The organism is Haloferax sp. Atlit-4N, from assembly GCF_003383025.1.
Lineage (GTDB): Archaea > Halobacteriota > Halobacteria > Halobacteriales > Haloferacaceae > Haloferax > Haloferax gibbonsii.
Genome location: NZ_PSYY01000003.1, coordinates 65,496 through 86,398 on the forward strand (window position 1 = coordinate 65,496; position 20,903 = coordinate 86,398).

The following is a 20,903-nucleotide window of genomic DNA, read 5'->3' on the forward strand; positions in this document are numbered from 1 at the left end:
CAGTAGGTGTATGGGACTCCGACGGTCACTCGACGATTACAAGCAGAACGAAGACGCGACCGACGTATTTCCGGGCGAACGGCGCACGCGGCGAGGCAGATTCAGCGGGTCGGACCAACGCCTCGTTCACGTGTCACCGGCCGGGTCACTACGGGACTACTCGTACCCACTTTCGGGATTCGGCGGCATCGTGTCCTCGCGTTTCGGCGTCCGTATCGGTGACACCATCGAGTGGTTCGATGCGCTCGACACGGGGATTCAGACGTACCGAGCGGGTCGGTCGCTCGTCGAGACGACGCACCGTCTCGATGGGTTCGACGTGGTACAACGCGACGTTACCGACGGGCTCGCCCACACGACGGCGTTTGAGCTTGGCGACGGTGCACCGGAGGATATCGAACTGGCCGCGTTCATCGAGATCAGTCCGGAGGGGCGAGATGGGCGCGTCGGGCAGCTAGTCCACGACGACGCCATCGAGGTGTACCACAACCGAGAACACGACTACCTCGGCGCCTCGACTGAGTTCGTGGAGTGTACGCCCCAAGTACTCGAGCGGTTCGACGAGATACTCGCCGCGGAATCGCGGTCGTTTCCGGAGTTCGGTGCGTCCGAAGAGTACGAGGAGAGTCGCCTCACCGGAGGTGTTGGCGTCCGCGTCGCTTTCGAGGACGGTGAGACCAGTCTCGTCACCCTGCTGTCGGACATCGAAACGCAGTCGCGCTCGGATGCGCTCTCTGCGGTCGCGACCCGGACGCGACGAACCAACAGCGATTCAGCCGCGCTCCTCGCGACGGCACGGCGGGCAGGACAGTATCCCACGGTCACGGACCGACTCGTCGCGACTGACCTTTCGGTCCTTGAGTTGCTCTCCGCACCGACTGGGGCCCGAATTGCGGGGCCGGATTTCGACCCATACTACCAGTACTCCGGCGGCTATGGCTACACGTGGTTTCGAGACGACGGAGAAGTTTCGACGTTTCTCTTGGAAGCCGACGAATCGCTCGGGTTCGGCGCAGCCGAGGCACACCGACAGAGCGCCGAGTTCTACTTGCAGACGCAGTTACCTGACGGCCGGTGGCCTCATCGGGTGTGGCCGATGAACGGCCGGCTTGCGCCGGGGTGGGCGAACGGCCACATCGAGGGCACGGAAACGCAGTACCAAGCCGACCAGACTGCGAGTGTCCTCGTCTTCCTCGCCGAGTACCTCTCGACATACCGACAGTCGCTCCGAAACGTCACGGTCGAGGCCATCGAGAACGCGTTACAGTCGGGAGTCGATGGGCTCGACAGTTCGCTGAAAGACGATGGCTTTCCGACGGTATGCGAAAACGCGTGGGAGAATACGAATGGTCGTTTCACGCACACCGCCGCGAAGTTCGTTCAGGCCTACAGTACGATTGCGGCGGTCACGTACGATACCGCCACCAGCGAGCGCGCAGCGACGCGGGCAACGGAGGTCTTTGACGCGCTCGATATGGCGTGGGCCGCCGACAAGGGTATCTACGCGCTCCGATTAGACGACGGGGACGGTGACTTGGACGACCGAGTCGACAGCACGACGTTCTCGCTCGTCGACGCCTACCTCGCCTACCGAGCCATCGAGGATATCGGCGACACGCGATTGCGGCGACTCGAGTGTCACCTCCAAACCGCGTTCTCCAGGCTCTGGAAAGAGACCGGCGACATCTCCGGACTCACGCGATTCGAGGGCGATACGTGGCGGCGGCGGGGGCAGGGAAGCGAGAAGGTTTGGACCGTCTCGACTGGCTGGGGCGCGTACGCGGCCGAGAAGTCGATTCGACTCTTCTCGTCGACTGACGAGTACGACCCCGAAACGTGGGCGGATCGGTTGTTCGACGAAATAGATCTCGACGGTAGTCTGTGCCTTCCATCGGGCTACCTCCCAGAGCAGTTCTTCGACACCGGTGCGCCGGACAGCGCAACGCCGTTGGGTTGGTCCCACGCCATTCGACTGGCCACGCACGCGTCCCGTGTCACCCGAGGTGCCCGCACCGAGTAGGGTTGTTACATTCGAACAACGGAGTTCGAGGCGGTCACGCGCCGGACAGCACCCTGTCTGTACTCCCATACTAAGATTTATCCCCCGCCTTGGCCGAACACTTGGATATGGTGGAAGACGAGGTGGTGGACAGCCTCATGCGGATCGGGCTCTCGGACAAGGAGTCGCGGGCATACGTGACGATACTCCGTAACGGGGCGACGACAATCCGAGTCGTCTCTGAAGAGGCTGACATCTCTAAGAGTTACGCGTACGATATCGTCGGAAAACTCGAGGAGCGCGACCTCATCGAAATCGACGACCACGTCCAACCGACGCAGTTGCGAGCGATTCCGCCCGCAGAGGGCATCGACAACCTCGTTTCCCAACTACAGACCGTCGAGTCCCAGTTAGAGGACCTGTTTGACTCCGAGAGCTACGAACAGCAGAAGTTCAGTATCATCAAATCTCGACGGACGATACTCGCTCAGCTCAATAAGCTGATCGACGCCGCCGAATCAGAACTCGTTCTCGCACTTCCCGCATCGGTGCTTCATCGGGTCGAGGACTCTCTCAGAGAGGCGCAGAGTCGGGGAGTATTCTGTATGCTTCTCGTCACGGAGTACGACGGCACGAGTTCGATCGACGGTGCGACCGCGAGTATCATCCAGACGTGGAGCGCCCCGGCACCAGTGACGCTTACCGTTGACCGGGGTGACGGTATCATCGCCTCGGCAGATGCGATACTGAACTCGAACTCCGATGAGTACGCCATCTACCACGCTGAGGAGCACATCGTGTCCTCGTTGTTTGACTCGTTTATCGCCAACTACTGGCCGATGGGCGAGCAGGTGCACGTCGGGTCGAAAAGCCAACTGCCGGCGACATTCACGAGCTTCCGTCACGCGGTGTTCGACGCGACGCTACATCTGATGGACGGAGCTGTCGTCACGGCCGAGATGGACATCCGCCCCACCCAGAGCAACGCGGCGTTCGAGACGACCACTGGGACGATCGTGGCGGTGAAACAGAGCCTCGTTCGGCCCTTCTCGAACGACTTTCCGACCCAGGAATCGTTCGTGGTTGAGACGTCTGACGACACGTTTACGGTCGGTGGCTCGAAGGCGTTCTTGGAAGATTTCGAGGCCCGGCGCGTCGTCTTTCGGTCGGTCAGCGATGCGGAATCGGATTAGTTTTCTGCACTTGCTTACCGACCAGTCGCGATGGACTGTCGTGCGTGGGCCGCCGCTGCTTTCCTCCCGGTCGGGTCGACCCAACCGCCTTCGACGTCACTCGAGTAGCGCGAACGCCGCTTTGCATCCAAAACTGGCTCACGCTTCAGGATGGAGCTTTGACGCCGGCTACTCTGCCGTCTGACTCCTGTGCCGGTACTCATCCGACTCGGCCCGAAGACGACGAACCGACCAGCGTCTTCGTCGTCGAACTTCCGTGCGCCGACTGACCTGTCGGCGAGTTCTGTGGTACAGTACGACATCGCCGTTGAATGGGAGCGCCGCGCGACGTCGCCTGTGGGGCAGAAGAGTTCGGTGACGAGTTGGAGAGTTACTCACCGCCGAGGCGCGCCGGTGGGACGACGCCCGGCCGGCCGAGTCGGAAGCGGTCGCCGACTTCGACCTCCTCGATCACGTGCGGGTACTCGAACGTCGTCGCGGCCTTCGAGAGCGCGCCGGGGTCCGCGTGAATCGACCGCCAGCGCCGCCAGTGCTCGGGAATCAGGCGGTCGATGCCGAGCGCGTTCGTGGCCTCGATGATCTCGTCCGCGTCGTTGTAGAGCTTGCGCGTGATGACCTCGCCGTCTTGGACGACGCGGGCGTCGGTTCCGTAGGAGAGCATCCCGAGGTCGATGTCGAACTCCACACCGATCTCGTGGAACGCCTCGCAGGGCCGGTTGTCGCCGCCGTGGAAGATGGTTCCCGTCTCGTGCTCGATAACGTACGTCACCGTGCCGGTCGCGTCCGGGTCGCACCCGCCTCTGACGTGGACGGTGAGGTCGCCGACCTCGTAGCTGTCGCCGGGTTCGACGGCCGTCCGCTTGTCCTCGTCGATCGCGCTCACGTCGAAGTTCTCGTAGCACTCGACAGGCGCGTGGACGTCGCCGCCGTGGTCGAGAAGCGGGCCGAACGAGGGCGGCCAGAAGTGGTCGCGGTGGTCGTGGGTGCAGAAGACCGCGTCGCAGGCGTCCGCCCACTGCGGCTCCATCGGCACCGGCGACATCCGAGCGACGTACTCGCGGTCCCGCTCGGTACTGAAGTAGGGGTCGATGTAGATGGCGGTCTCCGGCGTCCGTATCGCCCAGCCGGCGACGCCGAGATACCACAGCGAGACTCCCTCCTCGACGTCGACGCCGTTGAGTTCCTCCCGGGCCCACCATTCGCCCCAATCGCTCGTAATCGTCATCGTACGCTCCGCGCCGCGCTGCCGGATTCGCCGTGATAGTACATGTGACAGCGGTCCGCACGGGGCCTGTAAAAGCTTCCGGCGTGGGGCTCAGTCGTCGACATCAGCGAACGTGACTCCCGTAACCTCGAACCGTGCCCCGCCTGCGTCAGATTCGGCGACGCTAACGTTCCATCCGTGGGCCTCGGCGACCTGCTTGACGATTGCGAGCCCGAATCCGGTACCCGTACGCGAGGTTGTGCGGCCGGCTTCGAAGATGGTGTCGCGGCGCTCGGCTGGAATGCCGACACCGTCGTCCTCGACGTAGAAGCCGTCCGGAAGTTCACCGACAGTCACCGCCACGCCGTCTCCACCGTGTTCGATGCTGTTCCTGACGAGGTTCTCGACGAGCTGTTGGAGCCGACTTCGGTCAGCGATGACCGTCGCCGTCAAATCCGTCTGGAGTTCAGCGTCGGCCGTTTCGATGGTTCCCCAGCAGTCGGAGACGAGCGGACCCAAGGACACCGGTTCCAGTTCGCCGACGTTGTCGCCCTTTCGGGCGAGCGTGAGCAGGTCTTCGATGAGGTCGTCGATGCGGTTCAACGCCCGCGCGGCGGTCGCAAGACGGTCGCTTTCGTGGTCTTGGCGGGCCAGTTCCACGTTCCCAGCAGCCACGTTCAGCGGGTTCCGGAGGTCGTGGCTGACGACGCTCGCAAACTCGCTCAGCCGCTCGTTTTGGCGCTGGAGCTGTTGCTCTCGCTTTCGCTGTTCGGTCGTGTCGCGATACATCCAGAGGTGGCCGGTCCCCTCGGGGAGTTCGATCGGTTCGTAGCTTCGGTTGAGCGTCCGGCCGTTCGTCAGAGCGACTGTCTCGTTGTGGACCGACTCTGTCCCGGCGATCAGTTCGTCGACGCGCTCGACGAAGCCCTCCGAGTCAACCACGAGTTCGCTTGCCATCTGCGCCAGTTCCCGACAGTCTGCGCCGATGAGTTCCGTCGACGGTTCCGAGACATCGAACAGTTCGACCAGTCGCTCGTTAATCGCGAGGACGGTTCGGTCGCTGTTTTCGGCGAGGACGCCGACCGGGAGCGACCGAATGAGCGTCGAGAGCAGGGCGTTGGTCCGTTCGAGTTCGTCCTCACGGTGGGTTCGCTCGGTCACGTCCTGGAACAACGAGATGATGCCGACGACCGCGCCGTCGTCGTTCGTGATGGTTCGGTTGTGCCACTCACAGCGGATGTGTTCGCCGTCCTTTCGGACGTTCTCGTCGATGCTGTGGTAGCCCCCCTCCGCGACTGCGAGCTGGTCTGTGACGGCGTCGACGTTGTCGTAACTGTCGTCCGCGACGATGAGTTCCCAGCTGTGGCCGCGGAGTTCCGCTTCGGTATAGCCCAGAATCTCCTCGCCGCGCTCGTTGAGCCCGACGATTTGGAAGTCGCTGTCGTACTCGAGGACGCCGAGCGGCGACTGTTCGATGAACAGGGAGAGGCGTTGTTCGCTCGTCTCGAGCGCGCGCCGTGAGCGGTACTGCTCGACCGCGTTTTCGATACGGTTGGCGAGTACGGTGTACTGGCTGGTCCCGTGTTCCTTCTGGAGGTAGTCGGTGACGCCCGCGGAGATTGCGTCGCTCGCGACCTCCTCGCTTCCCTTGCCGGTAAAGAGGATGAAAGGGAGGTCCGGCGCGTCCTCGCGGAGGGCTTCGAGGAAGTCCAATCCGTCGCGCTCGGGCATGTCGTAGTCCGAGACGACGCAGTCGAACTCCGCGTCTGCCACGCGGTCGAGCCCCTCGGCGACCGAGGTGGCCGTCTCGACCCGGAACTGGTCGTGTTCCCGTTCGAGGAACGTCGCCGTCAGTTCGGTGAAGTCCTCGTCGTCGTCGACGTACAAGACGACCACCTCGTCCACTAGCTCGCTCATATCTATCCCGCCTGAATGTTCGCTAAGTGGATACTTAAGGGTGGGCGCGGTCGGAGGGACACGACTCTCCCGTGTCGGAGTAGTTGACCTCCACGCTCAGCGTGACCCGACGAGTCCCAAGAGGGTGATGAGCGCCCGGCCATCGAGAAGTGGAACGCAAGTAAACTACAGTAGCGTTTGCAACTGGTTACACATCCAATCGCACGACAGCGTGCGATTGAGTGTGCATTGACTTGCAAACGCTACTATAGTATCTCTCCTCGCGTTTCACGACCGCCAGTAGGACGGCGTCAGTAACACCAGCACCGGGATGATTTCGATCCGGCCGACCCACATGAGGAAGGTCATCGCGACCTTCGTCGACTGCGGGAACGGCTCGTAGCTCTCGAGCGGTCCCGCGATTCCGAACGCCGGTCCGACATTGAAGAACGTGGCTGCCGCAGCGCTCATGGCCTCGAATTCGGTGACTGACAGCTGTACTCGGGATGCGTCGACGACGACGAAGATTGTCGCGACGATGAAGAACACGAGACTAACCAGCGTGTAGGCGTAGATGTCCCGGACCGTCTCTTCGTCGACGACGTTCCCACTGTGGCGGACTGGCCGGACCGCGCTCGGGTTCGAGGCCGTAAACAGGTCTCGGCTGAATGCTTTCACGACGACGAGCCACCGGAGGGTCTTGATCGAACAGGTCGTGCTACCGGCCATCCCACCGATGAACATACAGACGAACAGGAGGTGTTTGGCCGCTGCCGACCAGAGGTTGAAATCCGTGCTCGCGTACCCTGTCGTCGTCATTATCGAGACGACCTGAAAGAGTGCGTGCCGAGCTATCTGTTCGAGGCTCGTATAGGGAGCACCGTCGACCAACAACACTCCCCCGACACCGACCGTGAAGAACCCGAGCAGTCCGACGTAGAAGCGGAATTCGTCACTATTCCGGAGTCGTTCGAAGTTCCCCTGAAAGGCGAAGTACAGTAGAATGAAACTCGTGGCACCGATTGCCATGAACGGGATAATCGCCCACTGAACGGCGGGCGAGAAGGCGGCGATGCTGTCTCCACGGGGTGAAAAGCCACTCGTCGAGATGGTCGTAAACGCATGCGCTACGGCGTCGTACAGCGTCATCTCCGGCGCGTATCCGATCAAATGGAGTCCGTAGAGAACTGCCACCTGGAGCCCGGTCAGGCCGATATAGATCTTCCAGAGAAGGGCGGCTGTTTCCGAAATTCGGGGTGTGAGCTTGTTGACGTCCTGTATCTGGGTTTCGGTCTCCATGAGCTGTGCACCGCCGACGGACAGTTGGGAGAGGACAGCCGTCGCCAGAACGAGAATACCGAGTCCACCGAGCCATTGCAGGACCGCTCGCCACATGAGGATGGCCCGCGAGTGGCGTTCGAAATCCACGATGACCGTCGCGCCGGTCGTCGTGATTCCGCTCATACTCTCGAATAGGGCGTTCACCGGCGTTGCAAGCATTCCATCGCCGGCAAGAACGAATGGGGCCGCACCGACGAGCGCGATGCTCAACCACGTCAGCGAGACCATCAGAAACGCCTCCCGCGCTCGGAGGTCACGCTCGTCGGTGAGCTGTTCGAGCCCGACCCCGAGGAGCGTTGTACCAAGTATCGGGAGGATGAACGGGAGCAGCGCCGTTCCGTCGTAGAGAGCGATTCCGAGAGGAAGGAGGAGTGGCACCCACAGCCATTTGAGAATCGTCCCGACCAGTCGACAGCTAACCCGCCAATCGACGCGAATTCTCATACGAGCTCCATAACGCGAGAGAGGACGTCTGCGGCTACGAAGAGAACGACGTGGTCACCTGCGTTGATGACGGTCCCGCCACGGGGAACGATGAACTCCTGATCGCGAGTGATCGCACCGATAACCACATCGGATGGAAGCTCAGCAACGCTCTCGTGGATGGGGCGTCCCGCGAGCACGCTTGCCTCGTCGACCTCGATCTCTAGCACTTCTGCCTGGCGACCTTCGATGAGCGAGAGGTTTTCGACCTGTCCCTCCTGTGTGAAGCGGACGATTTCCTCCGCGGTCGCTTCACGGGGGTTGATCGCGACGTCGGTTCCGACCGCTTCGAATAAGCTTGCGTACTGGCCTTGCTCGACGACGGCGACCGTACGAGCGACACCGATGTTCTTTGCGAGCAACGAGACCAAGAGGTTCTTCTCGTCGCTGTCGGTCGCCGCGATGACTGCGTCCGCCCGGTCGATGTGTTCACCGACAAGGAAGTCCACGTCCGTCGCGTCGTGTACCATCACGATTGTTCCGGGAAGGTCTTCGGCGAGTTGGCGGCCGCGATCCGCGTCTTGTTCGATCAGACGGGGTTCGAGGCCGCGCTCTTCGAGCAGCCTAGCCGTGTGATACCCGATGTCACTCCCACCAACGACGACGATATCGCGAGCCTCATCCGCGGTTTCGGCTGAGGCAACAGTTTTCGAAAACGCTTGGACGCTCTCCGGACTGCCGATGACGATCACTTTGTTTCCGGCTTCGATTCGGGTCTGTCCACGGGCGATTACGACATCGCCCTCCTGAACTAGTGCAGCGAACGTGAGCGCATCGAACTTGTCCGCCTCTTCGACGGTCTGTCCGACGATTTCACTATCTGCCGCCACCTCGAACTCGGCCATCTGGACGAGTCCACCGGCGAACGGGTCGACGTCGACGGCGGCCGGGAGCCCGACGACGCGGACGATATCGTTGGCCGTCAGCAGGTTCGTCGAGACCATGAAATCAACCCCGAACGCCCTCTCTGATCGCGTCCACGTATCGAGGAAGTTTGCGTTCCGGACCCGAGCAATAGTGAAGACATCGCCCGTCGTCTTCGCCGTCCCGCAGGTGACTAAGTTCGTCTCGTCGTCGTCCGTGCTGGCGATGAGCATATCCGCCTCGGCGATGCCTGCCTCTTCGAGTATTCCGAGCGAGGTCCCATCCCCTTCAATCGCCAATATATCGCTCGAATACGTGAGTTCCTCGACTTTCTCCGGATTAACATCGATGACGGTGACGTCGTGACTCTCAGCGAGACTGATCGCGATGTTCGCTCCGACTTCACCAGCCCCGACGACAATCACGCGCATGGCTGTCCTCTGGACGTAACCATTAGGATACCTAACGCATGGGACCTACTAAAAAGCCGTTCTCGGTGTTCCGGGTCTGGAATCATCTTTCTCGGACTGGGTGCTACAGGGGCAGGATGCGGAGCAGGGACAGCTGCCACACGAACAGCAGAGCGAGGAGCGTCACCACCGAGTAGTGTAACCGAGCGGACCGAGTCCAGTAGCCATCGCGCCACGCGAACCCGGTCGTGACGACGGCGCCGGCGGTTCCAACGAGGGCGATGTACCGGAGCACCTTGCCGGCCCGAAGTGCCAGCGACGGCGAGGCAATCTCCGCGTTGAAGTTGATCCAGGCCAGCAGGAAGATCACCAGCACTGCGAGCCAGCAGTAGAACCAGCAACGCTAACTAGTACTTCCGGACGCACAGGGAATCTGCAGTGCAGAGGCCACTCCGATTAACGACCCGACCTATTGGATATAAAGAATTAACTAATTACTGAGAAACCCTCGGGTGACTATGGAGAACAGACTCCGGATGTGGCGACGCACCTTGCTTGGACTATCCATAGCCAACGTCCTTCCGCTCGTCGGAATTATCCTATTCGATTGAGTGCATCACACCCGCCGGCGTGTCGGCGTCACCGCCACACGGCTGCGACTACGGTTATGATTTCTTAAATGACATTTATCTCATGCCGTGAAACACCGTCTCAGCCAATGACTATACTTGCGGTTGAATTCGTACTGAATATATGAATAAAACCGCGTTACGGACGGCCGTCGACCGCAGTCGGCGCAGCCGAGGGTTGGACGGAGTGAGTGCCTGATGGGCACGACGGGCAGCCGCCGCGTACTCGTGGTAATAACACTCCTCGTCGTTTCGTTGGGTGTCGGTGCCACCGTCTTTTCGGGGGCGGTAGCCGCCGATATGCCGGATGCCTCACAGTGTAGCGCTATTTCGTGGACGAATCAGACCATTTCGGGACAAACGTACTACGAGGTCGACAGTCTCGACAAACTCCAGTGTATCGAGGACAGGGGACTTGGAAACAACTACGTCCTGACCCGAGATATCAACGCGAGCGAGACGTCGACGTGGGACAGCAGCAATGGGTTCGACCCGATTGGCAACAAAAGCAATGAGTTCATGGGCACCTTCGACGGTGACAATCACACGATTTCGGGGCTGACTATCAACCGAGGTGGGGCGTACTCCGTTGGCCTGTTCAGCGAGGTCGGTCCGGGAGGAACGGTCAGGGCGGTTGGCCTCAAGGGCGGGTTCGTCACCGGTGCCAGAAGGGTTGGACAGCTCGCCGGGTTTAACAATGGGACGGTCGAGGGTTCCCACGCCACCGGTGAGGTCACCGGGCGGGAACGGGTTGGCGGCCTGGTCGGCCGGAACGACGGGACGATTCGTCGTTCCTACGCCAACGGGGACCGCAGTAGTGCAGACGACTGGGTCGGCGGGCTGGTCGGTTACAACCGGGGGACGGTTACTCGCTCCTTCGCGGCGAGAGCCGTCATCGGAGAGGGGGGCGGCTTCGATGGCGCTTCTGTTGGTGGGCTCGTCGGCGTCACCACCGGAACGATAGCGGATTCCTACGCCACTGGCGCGGTTTCCGGAAGCTGGTACGTCGGTGGGGTGCTCGGGGCCTACCAGATGGCCTCCGGGGGGACGGTTCAGCGTTCGTACGCCACCGGGGCACTCAGTATCGGCGACGAGACGCAGGGTATCGGTGGCCTTGTCGGTGGCTCCGCTGTTAGTCCTGTTACCGTGGAGCGGTCCTATTGGGACGTGGGAACGACGAACGAGTCGAGTGTGAACCATGGAAATGGCTGGGACCCGATAACCGTGACCGAAGTCGACGGCTTCGGAGCGACGGTCGATACCGCCCCCGCTCCCGAGATGCGGGGGGCGAGTGCGGAGACGAACATGACCGGCCTCGACTTCACCACCACGTGGGAGATGGTCGAACGCGAGGAGACGGACGCGGCGACGGACGGCTATCCGATACTGCGGGGCATCGACCGGACGGCGCAGCTTCGAGCGCAGGGTATCGCAAAGCCAGTCGTCGAGTCCATTACCCGGAACGACCCAGACGTTCAGGCAACCACCGCCGAACGCGTGAACCTCACCGTGACGTTCTCGGAGCCGGTCACCGGCGTCGACGCCGACGATTTCACGCTTGCAACCACTGGCACCGCGACAACAACCAACGGGGACGACGACATCTCGGTTACCGGTGCTGACAGCCGATACGTCGTCACCGTCGACACCGTCTCGGGCACGGGCGACCTCCGAGTCGACCTCGTCGACGACGACAGTATCACCGACGCGGACGGGAACGCGCTGGTCGAAGCCGGAGCAGCCGGGAGTCCCGACGGGAGCTATACGGACGGCGAGTCGTTCGCCGTCGACAACACGGGGCCGTCGTTCGCCTCCAGTGAGAACTGGACCGTCGCCGAAAACACCGTCATTGCAGCCGACGTGAACGCCACCGACGGAAACGGCAACGACACCGACATCATCTACTCGCTCGTCGGTGGAGTGGATCGGTCAGCGTTCAACACCAACGCCACCACCGGCACCCTCTCGTTCGACAGCGCACCGGACTTCGAGAACGCGACCGATGCCGACGGAGACAACGAGTACGTGGTCGACGTGCAGGCGGCTGATGAGTTCGGCATCAACACCACCGAGACGATCACCGTCACCGTGAGCGATGCTGCCGAACCCCGGCTCGCACCCGACAACGGCTCACAAACGACTCGCGAGGACACTGTGCTCTCGATCGCCGACGGCGAGAGTGCCGACCTCCTAGAACTAGGGACCGCCACCGACGCTGGCAACTCACTGACCGTGGTCAACGGCACGATGTTCAGCGACGGGAGAGTCCTCACGCTCGGCTCGGGGGCGAATCTCACCGTCTACGGGAACGGAAGCTGGACGTACGACCCGAACGGGCAGTTCGAGTCCCTCGATGATGGGGAGAACACGACGGACAACTTCACCTACACCGTTTCGGATGTCGACGGTGATACTGCACGTGGGACGATCACGGTAACGATCATCGGCGTCGACGAACCCGCCCGTCGCTCGGGGTCGTCTTCGTCGTCCTCGTCGTCCAGTGATGAGCCCGACGTTCGCGTAACCGTCGGCGACGGCGGGGCCGAGGGCACGTGGCGCGTCGACGTCTCGGACCCCTCGACCGACAAGTCGGTCGAGATTCTGCTCGGAGAGACCAGTCCTGACGATGCCGAACGCGACCTATCACTCACTGGTCTGCGGATGAACGTCGACGACAGCTCGGATTTCGAACTCGACATCACGACCGGCGACGCCGGAAGCGACGAAACCGAGCCGTCGTTCACCGCTGAAACGGGGTCGCAGTCGGTGGGGACGATCGCCGTCAACCACACAATTGCCGACGAGGATGTCGAAAACGTCACATTCACGGTTAGTCTCCGCAAGTCACGCCTCGCCGACTCGGACCTCGATCCCGACTCTGTCGCACTTTACCGCGACGAGACGACCCAGTGGAACCGGCTGCCGACCACTATCGTCGAGGAGACTGATGCACAGTATACGTTGGAAGCCACCTCGCCAGGACTGTCGACGTTCGTGATCGGAGCGGCTCCAGTTGTAAATACGACCGACACGACGGTCACAACTGACAAACCAACCACGACGACCGAACCGAACACCACGGACACGACGGTCACAACTGACGAGCCGGCCACGACGGCTGGTGACGCGCCTGGATTCGGCGTCGGGCTGACAGTAATCGCGATGTTGGTTAGCGCTTTCGGCGTCCGACGAGCTGGGTACCGGTCGAAAGAGGACTCCGATTCACCGTGAGACCGGCGATCTCGTTCACGAAGTGAGTGCCGCCAGACACGGTCACGACTTGCGTGGGTGTGGGTCGAACGCGTCCGTTTCGACCGGCGAGGTCCGAACCGGACGTGAGGCTTCGTCTTGAACTGGACAGTGCCGTCTGGTGAAGTGCCACCGCTGTTCTACCCGAGGAGGGTGTCGTACCGACGTCCCTCGCCAACCAACCTGAAGGAATTATCTCGTTCGACGACCGAGTGCTGCTATGTAGCTGTTCGACGGGCTGGTGAGTGCATCCAGGTGCGACAGGGCGAGGGACCGGAGCGGAAGCCGTGGAGAGGTGTCGGCGACGTGACCGAGGAGTCGCTTCCCGCCGAACACCTCTCACCACTCGCCACGCTCGTCGACGAGGTCCTCGCGGGCGTCGGTTACGAGATGGCAGCCGCCACCGACGTCATCGACGACGCCGTCCCCGGCTACGGCGGCCTGTTCGACCCCGCGACGACCCCGGGTGAGTTGCGGCGCGCGCTCGATGACCTGCTGTCGTCGGAACTCACTCACCCGCCAGTCCCCGCACCGACCGACGATTCGTTCATCCTGTACGTCGATGGCAGTTCGCGCGGCAACCCCGGTCCGGCGGGTGCGGGCGCGGTCATCATGGACGCAGAAGAGAACCAACTCGCACGGCTCGGCCGTCCCGTCGGGTCTCGGACGGGAAACAACACCGCCGAGTACGTCGCCCTCCAACTCGGGCTATCCGAACTGGTGTCTCGCTACGAGCCACACAGCCTCGAAGTCCGAATCGACTCGATGACAGTCATCCGCGATGTCTGGGGAGGTAACGAGCCGACAGAACCGGGCGTCGAGACGTACAGCGAGGCTATCGCCGCAGCGCTGTCGAGCGTTCCGAACCACCGGTACACGCATCTGGCTGACCGCGACCCGAACCCCGCCGATGCACTGGCGACAGTCGGTGCCGACATCGCAGCCTTGGGGCCGGGATAGCTCGTCTCGTCGCGGGTGTCCCGAACTCCCGTCGGCGACGTTCCCACTCCGCTCGCGCGAGTCGCAACCCACCCGGTCACCATGCGCCACATCGTTTCGAACTGACGCCAGTGAGTGGTCGTGGCTTTTACCAGCATCGAGACATCACCTCCGGTATGGACCTTCAGATTACTGGACTGGAGGATCTCGAGGAACGAGTCGGGAACGCCCTCAACCGAATCGGCGAACTGCAAGCGGGTACTCGGATCCAGTCGGACACCTTCTTCTCGCAACCGTTCATGCGCGACCACACCGAGTTCGACTCGTTTGCCGCGTTCTGCGATCAGAGCCCGTGGGCGTTCGACGACGTTGCCGACGTACGGGACGTCTCGCGTGCCCGACTCGACGAGTACGTCGCCGGCAGAACTGATTTCGAGACGTGGGAGGAGATGAAGACCCGGGCCGCCGAAGAAGAGATTATCGACCAAATCGTCTCCTGATTACGGAAGTCTGAGGAGATAGCCCCATGCTTTAGCGCGGGCATGAATCCGACAGGATGTTTTGCAGAACTAATACAGTTCATACGGACACCGAATCCGGCCGGTCTGCTCGTGGGAGTTACGCTGTGTTTCGGATGGATGAACGTCGCTCGCGGCGGGGTCGTCGACTGCAACTCGATTCGGTTCGTCTCACGCGGGACACATCGGTCGTCGGCCACCCGATGCCCCCAGTGCCGAATGTCTGGTGAGAGCGCTCAACGCCGTGCAATCGAGGGGCCTGAACACAACGTTTATTCATGCATTACTTGTTGTCGGCTATCATGAAACACACCTCGGCAGTCTGGGACCCGAACCTCGACGACGGCCGGTATCGGAACCCGATCATTTACGCGGACTACTCCGACCCCGACGTGGTTCGCGTGGGTGATGACTTCTTCATGACAGCTTCGAGCTTCAACGCCGTCCCGGGGCTTCCGATACTCCACTCGCGCGACCTCGTGAACTGGCGACTCATCAACCACGCCATCGACGAGCTACCACCCGATTTCGACCGTCCGCAGCACGGGAACGGTGTCTGGGCACCCTCCATCAACCACCATGAGGGGACGTTCTACATCTTCTACGGCGACCCCGACCGCGGCGTCTACATGACCAAGACCGACGACCCCCGGGGTCGGTGGTCCGACCTGACGCTCGTGCACGAGGCCGAGGGGTGGATCGACACGGCACCGCTGTGGGACGACGACGGGAACGCGTATCTCGCCCACGCGTTCGCGAAGAGCCGTGCCGGATTCAACAGCGTGCTCAACGTCGCCCCGATGGCACCCGACGGGACACACATCACCGGCGAAAGCCGACAGGTGTTCGACGGCCGCGACGACCACCCGACAATCGAGGGGCCGAAGCTGTACAAGCGAGACGGGAGTTATTACATCTTCGCGCCCGCCGGCGGCGTTAGCGACGGGTGGCAGACGGTCCTGCGTTCGGACGACATCTACGGCCCGTACGACGACCGAATCGTCCTCGCCCAGGGGGAGACACCGATTAACGGGCCGCATCAGGGAGCACTGGTGGGCTTGGACAGCGGCGAGGACTGGTTCGTCCACTTCCAAGAGGTCGACCCGTACGGCCGCATCGTCCACCTCCAGCCGGTCGCTTGGGCCGACGGGTGGCCCGTCATCGGTCGCGACGAGGACGGCGATGGGACCGGCGAGCCGGTCCGAACGCACGAAAAGCCCGACGTCGCCGCTGAGACGCTTCCGACGATGGTCCCGCAGACCTCCGACGACTTCGAAGCGGCCCGCTTAGGGCTCCAGTGGCAGTGGCACGGGAACCCGAAGTTCGGTTGGCACTCGCTTACTGACCGCCCCGACGCACTCCGTTTATTCCAACAGCGTGTCGGTGCGTCTGAGAATCTGTGGTCCGTCCCGAGCCTCCTCCTCCAGAAGTTCCCCGCCCCGGCGTTCACGGCGACGACGGAAGTCCGGTGCGGTCTCCAAGAGGGAGCCGGACACGGGGGGCTTCTCGTCATGGGCTCCGAGTACGCCTACCTCAGTGTCCGCAAGACCACGGACGGAGTCAGTCTGATACAGGGTCGCAACACCAGCCCGTCGGAGGGTGACCCTGACACGGTCATTGAACGAGTACCCCTCCGGGGCTCGTCCGCACGACTGCGGGCGACTGTCGAAGATGGGGGCCGCGTCCAGTTCGCGTACGCGACCGACGATACCGGCTTCGAGTCGATTGGAGAGCCGTTCCAAGCCCAGCAGGGACGCTGGATCGGTGCCAAAATCGGTCTGTTCGTCGCGCAGTCGAGCGAATCTGCGGTCGACGGTGGATACTGCGACTTCGAGTACTTCGAGGTCAGCGACTAAGCTGTCTCCAGAGACGCGAACTATTTCGTCTATTTAACAGTAATTTTATAAGTCTTTTAGGGACATAGTAACATAAAATAAACATACAATATAGAAGTGAAGGGGTCACGAGAGGGAACGCGATAACCGTACGTTCGGGGGCGATGTGGTTAACGCCAGAACGAAGCGGTGTCTGGCAGCGAATTCGGGTGGTGATACCCCGATCACCCACTGCAAGTTGTGGATTCGAACCCCGAGAGTGGGATTCGAACACCGGCTGAGGGATCGGTAGATGGCTTGTAAATTCTGTCCAACACTATTCGTTCAGAGTTCCCTGTTCGGGCGTGCCGGATTCGACATCTCCGACCCGTTCGAACCGAAATCCCGAATACAAACTGAACGTTCAACTCATCTCTGGGGTAATAGCGCTACAGCGTCAAACGAGTACTGAGACGTTCACGAGCAGCCATGGTCGGGAGACTCCACCAGTCTCGGGCAGCTATCGACTGCTCTCACAATACTCGGCCGTCGCGCGGTCGGTCCGCTCCCGATGGTGTGGAGAAACAATTGACCGGGTCTTGGTGAAGTCCCGAACTACATCAAATCCGATTCGTTGCCGATATTTGACTAATCATTGTCCGTACTCTTATCAGAATTACTTTGTGACTGTTTCGCCGACGAGATCCAGTTCACAAGCGCGTTCGACGACCCCCAGTCTTCTTCGCGCGTGAGTAGGACGGGACGGCTCTTCTCCAGTTGATACGCGAACCCGACCACCGTCACCAAGGCGAGAAGCGCCATCGGGAGCCCGGCGATAATCGTGAAGTTCTGGAGGATTCCCACGCCGCCGATTATCAGGAGCAGCGACGTGAGTAGCCCGATAACCACGCCCCAGACGAACCGATTGGCAATTGACGGGTGCTGTGTTCCCCCGCTGGTGGTGAGGATGGCCAAACTGATCGTCGCGGAGTCGATGGTCGTGATGAGGAAGGTGAACACGAGCAGTAAGAACAGCACGACGAACAGTTCCCCGAACGGTAACTGCGCCAGAATCGGGTACGTGGCGACTGAGATTCCGTAGGAATCGATGATGGACAGCAGGTCGACCTGCCCCGAGTGCTGGAGCAGCATGGAGTAGCCGCCCATGGTGACGAACCACGGAAGCGTTGCGGCGGTACCGCCGACCATCGCGCCGAAGATGACCTGTTTGAGCGTCCGACCGCGGCTGATGCGCGCGATGAAGATGCCGGTCATCGGGGCGAAGCTAATCCACCACGCCCAGTAGAACACCGTCCACGAGCCGACCCACGACTGCCCGCCGCCCACGTTGACGTACAGCGACATATCGACGAAGTTCGCGATGTACCTCCCCATGCCAGCGGTCCCGAGGTTGAATATCGACGCGAACGGCGAGAAGACGAGAATGCAGACGAGGATGAACAGGAAGAGTACCACGTTGAACGTGGACACTCGCTTTATTCCCTTTTCGATTCCCAACACGGCCGAAGCGGTGTAGCCGACCGTCAGCCCCGTCACGAGGGCGATAATCCCGAAGTCACCGACCGACACGCCGTAGTTGTACGACAGTCCGGTGATGAACTGTTGGGCGGCGAGGCCGACGGTGACGGTCGCGCCGCCGGCCGCGGCGACCACGGCGATGACGTCGACGACCTTCAGCCATGGCTTATCCAAGTTGTTCACGCCCAGAAGCGGTGCGAACACCGAGGAGGGTTTCATCGGCGCGTCCTTGCGGTGGACGTAGTACGCGAGCGGGACCGAGAGTATCATGTGGTTGACCCACGGCGAGATGCCCCAGTGGAACATCGTGTACTGCATCGCGCCGATCATCGCACCGACCGATTGTGGTTGCGCGTTGACTAAGGGAGGGACGGTCTCGTAGTGAGACAGCGTCTCTGCGGCCCCCCAGAACACGATTCCGGCCCCGAAGGTCGCCGCGAACACCATCATGATGTACGACCCGTAGCTGAACTCCGGCGGCTCGTCCGGCTTGCCTAATTTAATCTCTCCCCACGGGCTGATCATCACGAACAGGAAGAATATTACGAGCGCGAAAATCAGCGCCTGAAAGTACCACGAGAGGTTCGTCGTGATGACTTCGTTGACGTTCCCGATCACGGTGCTCGACGCTTTCGGGTAAAAGGCTAACGCCGAGACGAGAACGCCCGTTAGGAAGACCCCGATCGCGAACACGGGGGTGTCGATCTCGTCGTACAGGTTGGCGATCTCATCGCGGATTGGTGAGCCTGTCATTGGAATAGTTACGTCCGGGTGAAGTTACTGCGCACTGGCCCGAGCCGGTAGAACGTCTTCTGCGTCTCCGCGACTCGGAGACGGAGTACGCGTTCCGCAGTTCCCACAAACTGCCTGTTAATACCTGACATACACTACGTGTGGTCAATCTTTATATATTTAAATCCTTTGGATCTCTACTCAAATTGGTAGTCGCGCACAGCGGCCGCCGCCGTGTCGTGACTGCTCAGCGCTCGACCGCCCCGGCCAACTCCGAGAAGGCGTTGCGGAGAACGGGGGCGTCCTCGGCGAGCGTGACGTATTGGACCCCCGTCTCGAGCCACTTTTCTGCCTGCGTTGGCGTGTCGGCGTACGTTCCCACGACCGTGCCGGAGTCTTTGGCCTTGCGGACGACGGACCGCATGGTCTCGACGACGTCTTCGTGCTGTACGTCGCCGGGGACGCCCAGCGATTGCGAGAGGTCGTACGGTCCCAGAAACAGGACGTCGATGCCGTCGACGTCGAGGATGGAATCGATGTTCTCGACCGCTTTAACGCCCTCTACCTGCAACGCCAGCACCGTCTCTTCGTTCTGCGTCGATTCGAACTCGGGTCCCCCCTCGTACGTTCCGGCGCGGCCGTAGGGCGAGAGTCCGCGTTCACCTACCGGGTGGAACTTGGCCGCGTTCACCGCGCGTCGAGCGTCGTCCGCGGTTTCCACCTGCGGGACCTGCACGCCGTCGGCGCCGACGTCCAGGGCCCGCTGGATTTCGCCCGGCGCGTTCTCCCGGACCCTAACGACCGCCGACCCACCCTGTGACTGCGCGCCGGCACAGGCCCGCATGGTCGACTGAGCGGTGGCGGGGCCGTGTTCTTGGTCGATGACGACGAAGTCGAACCCCGCCACGGTCGCGATTTCGGAGACCATCATCGAGTTCACGATCTGAAACGTGCCGAGGACGGAATCACCGTCTACGATCCGCTCGCGGAGAGAATTTCCAGGCATATCGACCACGTTTCGAGGGCCAAAGTATCAATCTGCCGCTGGCCGCACTACTCCGGGTGTTTCGCGTGATAGAATACTGTTCGGCGTCGCGGGGGACTCCCGATGGCACTTTCGAGCGCGCCCGAGGGACCGGGGAACGGTAGCCCCGCGCGTCAGTAATCGCGGAGGTTCAACTCGATCCGGTTTCTGACCTGCTTGAGGTGCGTGGGTAGCTCCGTCGTCAGCCGCTCACCGACTACCTCCGTCGCGGGCCCCGACGCGCTCAGCGCACCGATGACAGCGTCATCGCCGTTCAGAACCGGAACCCCGACGCATCGCAGTCCCTGACCGTACTCTTCGTCGTCTACCGAGTATCCTCGCTCGCGTATCTCGGCTAACTCCGAGTGGAGCGTCTCGCGCTCCGTTATCGTGTTTTCCGACCGCTTCGGAAGGCCGTGTTGGTCGAGAATCGATTCGACCCGACGCTTCGGCAAGTGCGCGAGAATCGCCTTTCCGGTGGCGGTGCAGTGTAGCTCGTGAACTTCGCCGGCCCGCGTCGACAGGCGGATGCGGTCATCGCCTCTCGTCCGGTAGAGGTACACGCCCTTCCCCCGGTCCTCGACGCTGATGTTGACGAGTAGTCCGGTCTCCCGAGAGAGCTCGTCGGCGTGCGGCCGAGCGACCTCGTATATCTCCGTGTTCGTGCGGGCGCTCTCGCCGAGTTCCAGAAACCGGAGGCTGAGTTCGTAGCCTCGCTCGCCGTCGACCACGTACCCGTGTTCGCGGAGCGTGCTCAGATGGTTGTGAGCCGTGCTCTTCGAGACTCCCGCGTGAGTGGCTACGTCGCTGACGCTCGGGGCCGTCCGCGCTTCCAGCGCCTCGAGTATCGCCAGCAGCGTTTCGTCCGACCGTATCGGCCGGGTCGCTTTCTCGGTCATGTGACCCCTACCGCGTCCAGCCCATAGAATGTTTCCCAACCGATAATCGTTCAGCGTGGTCGAACGCTCGTTTGAAAAATTATCGACGCCTTTGGTGACGGTTTGTGACACCGCTGGTGGACTGTTGTTTTGGTACGGACATGTTTTACAGGCCTATGCTTGTAACGAAT

Annotated in this window: 14 protein-coding genes; 6 read left to right on the plus strand and 8 right to left on the minus strand. The window is 61.7% G+C overall.

All coding sequences use genetic code 11. The features are described from left to right. Positions 1–10: 10 nt before the first annotated feature. Both C5C07_RS15790 and C5C07_RS15795 read left to right on the plus strand, forming a co-directional pair. On the plus strand, positions 11–2,020 hold the full coding sequence (locus C5C07_RS15790; RefSeq protein WP_199522751.1) for a glycoside hydrolase family 15 protein: 2,010 nt from the start codon (positions 11–13) through the stop codon (positions 2,018–2,020). Between the two features lie 107 nt (positions 2,021–2,127). Beyond that, positions 2,128–3,192: a TrmB family transcriptional regulator gene (locus C5C07_RS15795; protein ID WP_115805515.1), complete on the plus strand. Its 1,065-nt coding sequence runs from the start codon at positions 2,128–2,130 to the stop codon at positions 3,190–3,192. A 370-nt stretch (positions 3,193–3,562) separates the two neighbouring features. On the opposite strand, the gene C5C07_RS15800 is transcribed toward C5C07_RS15795, so the two are convergent. From C5C07_RS15800 to C5C07_RS15820, 5 genes are all read right to left on the minus strand, one after another. Then, positions 3,563–4,417: an MBL fold metallo-hydrolase gene (locus C5C07_RS15800; RefSeq protein ID WP_115805516.1), complete on the minus strand. Its 855-nt coding sequence runs from the start codon at positions 4,415–4,417 to the stop codon at positions 3,563–3,565. Positions 4,418–4,507: 90 nt separating this feature from the next. After that, positions 4,508–6,313, minus strand: coding sequence for a PAS domain S-box protein (locus C5C07_RS15805; RefSeq protein ID WP_115805517.1), 1,806 nt, complete (start codon positions 6,311–6,313; stop codon positions 4,508–4,510). Between the two features lie 267 nt (positions 6,314–6,580). Continuing rightward, positions 6,581–8,077 carry a TrkH family potassium uptake protein gene (locus C5C07_RS15810; protein ID WP_115805518.1) on the minus strand — a complete coding sequence of 499 codons (1,497 nt, stop codon included), beginning with the start codon at positions 8,075–8,077 and terminating at the stop codon, positions 6,581–6,583. After that, the gene (gene trkA, locus C5C07_RS15815; RefSeq protein WP_115805519.1) at positions 8,074–9,411 is read right to left on the minus strand and encodes a Trk system potassium transporter TrkA; all 1,338 of its coding nucleotides are present in this window, start codon (positions 9,409–9,411) and stop codon (positions 8,074–8,076) included. Before trkA ends, C5C07_RS15810 begins: the two co-directional genes overlap by 4 nt. 103 nt (positions 9,412–9,514) lie before the next feature. Further along, positions 9,515–9,766 (minus strand): hypothetical protein, encoded by a 252-nt coding sequence (locus C5C07_RS15820; RefSeq protein ID WP_004971938.1) that lies wholly within the window; start codon positions 9,764–9,766, stop codon positions 9,515–9,517. A 451-nt stretch (positions 9,767–10,217) separates the two neighbouring features. Between C5C07_RS15820 and C5C07_RS15825 the strand changes: the two genes are divergently transcribed. The 4 genes from C5C07_RS15825 to C5C07_RS15840 all read left to right on the plus strand — a co-directional run bounded on the left by C5C07_RS15825 (position 10,218) and on the right by C5C07_RS15840 (position 16,581). Then, positions 10,218–13,250, plus strand: a complete 3,033-nt coding sequence (locus C5C07_RS15825) for a PGF-pre-PGF domain-containing protein (RefSeq protein WP_115805520.1) — start codon at positions 10,218–10,220, stop codon at positions 13,248–13,250. A gap of 324 nt (positions 13,251–13,574) precedes the next feature. Continuing rightward, entirely contained in the window at positions 13,575–14,228 is a 654-nt protein-coding gene (locus C5C07_RS15830) for a ribonuclease HI family protein (protein WP_115805707.1), read from the plus strand. Positions 14,229–14,383: 155 nt separating this feature from the next. After that, complete coding sequence (locus C5C07_RS15835; RefSeq protein WP_115805521.1) at positions 14,384–14,707, plus strand: hypothetical protein; 324 nt, start codon at positions 14,384–14,386, stop codon at positions 14,705–14,707. Between the two features lie 320 nt (positions 14,708–15,027). Continuing rightward, positions 15,028–16,581 carry a glycoside hydrolase 43 family protein gene (locus tag C5C07_RS15840; protein ID WP_115805522.1) on the plus strand — a complete coding sequence of 518 codons (1,554 nt, stop codon included), beginning with the start codon at positions 15,028–15,030 and terminating at the stop codon, positions 16,579–16,581. A gap of 606 nt (positions 16,582–17,187) precedes the next feature. On the opposite strand, the gene C5C07_RS15845 is transcribed toward C5C07_RS15840, so the two are convergent. From C5C07_RS15845 to C5C07_RS15855, 3 genes are all read right to left on the minus strand, one after another. Further along, positions 17,188–18,831, minus strand: a complete 1,644-nt coding sequence (locus C5C07_RS15845; RefSeq protein ID WP_004971919.1) for a BCCT family transporter — start codon at positions 18,829–18,831, stop codon at positions 17,188–17,190. Positions 18,832–19,057: 226 nt separating this feature from the next. Beyond that, positions 19,058–19,816, minus strand: a complete 759-nt coding sequence (locus C5C07_RS15850; RefSeq protein WP_004971917.1) for an HpcH/HpaI aldolase/citrate lyase family protein — start codon at positions 19,814–19,816, stop codon at positions 19,058–19,060. Between the two features lie 152 nt (positions 19,817–19,968). After that, on the minus strand, positions 19,969–20,733 hold the full coding sequence (locus C5C07_RS15855; RefSeq protein WP_004971916.1) for an IclR family transcriptional regulator: 765 nt from the start codon (positions 20,731–20,733) through the stop codon (positions 19,969–19,971). Between the last annotated feature and the right edge of the window lie 170 nt (positions 20,734–20,903).

Coding starts and splice junctions, on each gene's coding strand:
- C5C07_RS15790 (WP_199522751.1), top strand. CDS start 11: ATGGGACTCCGACGGTCACTCGACGATTACAAGCAGAACGAAGACGCG.
- C5C07_RS15795 (WP_115805515.1), top strand. CDS start 2,128: ATGGTGGAAGACGAGGTGGTGGACAGCCTCATGCGGATCGGGCTCTCG.
- C5C07_RS15800 (WP_115805516.1), bottom strand. CDS start 4,417: ATGACGATTACGAGCGATTGGGGCGAATGGTGGGCCCGGGAGGAACTC.
- C5C07_RS15805 (WP_115805517.1), bottom strand. CDS start 6,313: ATGAGCGAGCTAGTGGACGAGGTGGTCGTCTTGTACGTCGACGACGAC.
- C5C07_RS15810 (WP_115805518.1), bottom strand. CDS start 8,077: ATGAGAATTCGCGTCGATTGGCGGGTTAGCTGTCGACTGGTCGGGACG.
- trkA (WP_115805519.1), bottom strand. CDS start 9,411: ATGCGCGTGATTGTCGTCGGGGCTGGTGAAGTCGGAGCGAACATCGCG.
- C5C07_RS15825 (WP_115805520.1), top strand. CDS start 10,218: ATGGGCACGACGGGCAGCCGCCGCGTACTCGTGGTAATAACACTCCTC.
- C5C07_RS15835 (WP_115805521.1), top strand. CDS start 14,384: ATGGACCTTCAGATTACTGGACTGGAGGATCTCGAGGAACGAGTCGGG.
- C5C07_RS15840 (WP_115805522.1), top strand. CDS start 15,028: ATGAAACACACCTCGGCAGTCTGGGACCCGAACCTCGACGACGGCCGG.
- C5C07_RS15845 (WP_004971919.1), bottom strand. CDS start 18,831: ATGACAGGCTCACCAATCCGCGATGAGATCGCCAACCTGTACGACGAG.
- C5C07_RS15850 (WP_004971917.1), bottom strand. CDS start 19,816: ATGCCTGGAAATTCTCTCCGCGAGCGGATCGTAGACGGTGATTCCGTC.
- C5C07_RS15855 (WP_004971916.1), bottom strand. CDS start 20,733: ATGACCGAGAAAGCGACCCGGCCGATACGGTCGGACGAAACGCTGCTG.